General features: G+C 74.7%; 2 protein-coding genes. Both read right to left on the bottom strand.

Annotation, left to right across the window (positions count from 1 at the left end; translation table 11 throughout):
* Positions 1–804: hypothetical protein (locus tag ACWJ6R_RS35100; protein ID WP_449066333.1), on the bottom strand; the 804-nt coding region annotated here is incomplete at its 3' end.
* Complete coding sequence (locus tag ACWJ6R_RS35095; RefSeq protein ID WP_449066332.1) at positions 708–1,892, bottom strand: dynamin family protein; 1,185 nt, start codon at positions 1,890–1,892, stop codon at positions 708–710. The genes ACWJ6R_RS35100 and ACWJ6R_RS35095, both read right to left, overlap by 97 nt.
* Positions 1,893–2,147 lie beyond the last annotated feature (255 nt).

Below are 2,147 nucleotides of genomic sequence, written 5' to 3'. Positions count from 1 at the left end.
AGCGCGGCGACCGCGGTCGACGAGCTCCCGGCGCAGCTCCTGGCCGCGCCTGGTGAGGGTCTCGATCGCGGCGATCCGGTCCTGGCCGGACTCCCGCGCCTTGCGGCGGTCGGCGGCCGAGCGGGCGGAGGCGGCCTTCAGCTCGGCGCGCCTGCCCTCCAGCTCCTTGCGCCGCTTCAGCAGGCTCTCGTCGGCGGCCTGCTCGACGCCGACCCGCCAGGTCGCCACCATGCGCTCCAGGTCGAGCGTCATCTCCCGGGAGACCGCCGCGAACTGGTCGCGCAGCGCCCCCCGGATCGCCGCCTGGTTGCGCTGCACCTTCTCCATCGAGCGCCGCCCCATGAAGATGGCCGCCCCGATGGCCGGGGCGACCAGCAGGAAGCCGACCGGCCCGAGCAGGGACGCGGCGAAGCCGCCCAGGGAGAGCCCGATCGAGGCCGACGGCAGCACGTCCCGGACCATGTCCACCTCGCCCGGGGCGTCCGCCGAGGCGTCCTTCCTGACCTGGACCTGCGAGAGGTTGGGCATGGCGCTCGGGTCGGCGGCGAACTCGACGGGGTCCAGGCCGAGGTCGCGGGCGAAGGCGTCGAGCGTCCGGCGGGCCAGGCTCTCCACGTCGTAGACGATCTGCGACCAGGCCGCCTCCAGCGAGCGCTGCACGCTCATCGGCAGCTCCGCCATGTACCGGTCGACCTGCTCCTGCTTCTTCAGCGTGGCGATCGCGTTCTCGTACGGCTGGCGGATCTCGGCCACCCGGGCCGCCACGATCCCCGCCACCTCGCGGCCGAGGAAGGTGTTGGCCACCGCGCCCGCCCGTCGGCGGCCGCCAGCCCGGTGAGGCCCTCCAGGTCGGCCTCGACCTGGGCTAGCCGGGCGGCCACGTCGCCCTCGTCGTCCGAGCCCGCGGCGACGTCGTCCTGCGCGGTGGCCGACAGCGAGCCCAGCACCGACAGCGCGGCGGCCACCACGGTGGCGCCCCGCGCCGACTCCCTGCCCTCGGCGAAGGCCCGCAGGTGCCGCTCGAGCGCGTCCATGCCGCTGCGCGCCCGCAGCGCGTCGGCCCGCTCCAGGCGGCCCTCCCTGCGCTTGGCCTCGGCGGCCTCGGCGAGCTTGGAGCTCACCGGGATCCAGGGGGCCGACAGCAGCGGGGTGAGGGTCACCGCCCGCGCCGGGTTCTCCGCCACGGCCTCGTTGACGAAGGTCTTCAGCCGGGCCTGGTTCTCCTCCATCAGGGTCCGCCAGTTGGCGGAGTCCTCCACCTTGGTCAGCACGAACGCGATCGCCTGGACCCGCTCGGCGGCCTCGGCGAGGAACTCCAGCTCGTGCCGGAGCACCGGCTGGTCCTGGGCACTGAGCGTGAACAGCAGCGCGTCGGCCCGCTGGAGCATGGCCACCGTCACCTGGCGGTGCCCCACGGTGAGGCTGTCCACGCCGGGGGTGTCGAGCAGCCGCAGGCCGTCCAGGAGCGGGTTGTCCAGGGTGATGTCCACGCTGACGACGTCGCGCCGCTTGCCGGCGTCACCGCGCATCGAGGCGTAGTCGGGGATCGACTCGACGGTGATCGGGAGCTGGACGGGCCCGGCGTCGGTGCTGCGGTGCACGACGGCGGTGAGCTTGGGGCCGCGCCGCAGGGACAGGAAGCAGTTGGTGGCGACGTCGGCGTCGACCGGGACCAGGTCGGGGTGGCCGACGAGCGTGTTGAGCAGGCGGCTCTTGCCCCGCTTCTGCGCTCCGGCGACCACGATGTCGGTGCACTCGTCCTTCCAGCGGGCGGCGCAGGCGGCCAGCACCTCCGCCAGGTCCTTCCTGCCGCACCGGCCCGCCAGCGCGTGGACCTCGTTGGCGTAGCGCAGCAGCCGCGCCACGGGGCCGTTCGGGTCGGGGGTCGTCATCGGGTCTCTCCTTCGCGGATACCCCGGCCTTCAGGCCGGGGAGGAAACGAGGCTCCTGCGGAGCAGGTCGGGGGCGGCCGGTTCGCCGCCGGATCTCACGCGCCCTGGTGGCGCGCCCAGATGTCCTCGTAGGCGTCGCAGATCCGCTCCGCGGCCCGGCGCTGCCGCAGGGTGAGCGGCCGGTGGGTCAGGACGCGGAACCGGGCGCCGAGGGCGGCGGCGTAGCCGGCGATCTCGGCGTGCGGGCTGCCGGGC

Source organism: Planomonospora algeriensis (genome assembly GCF_977012225.1).
The sequence above is the reverse complement of the archived record's forward strand: the minus strand, read 5'-3'. Positions and strand labels throughout refer to the sequence as shown.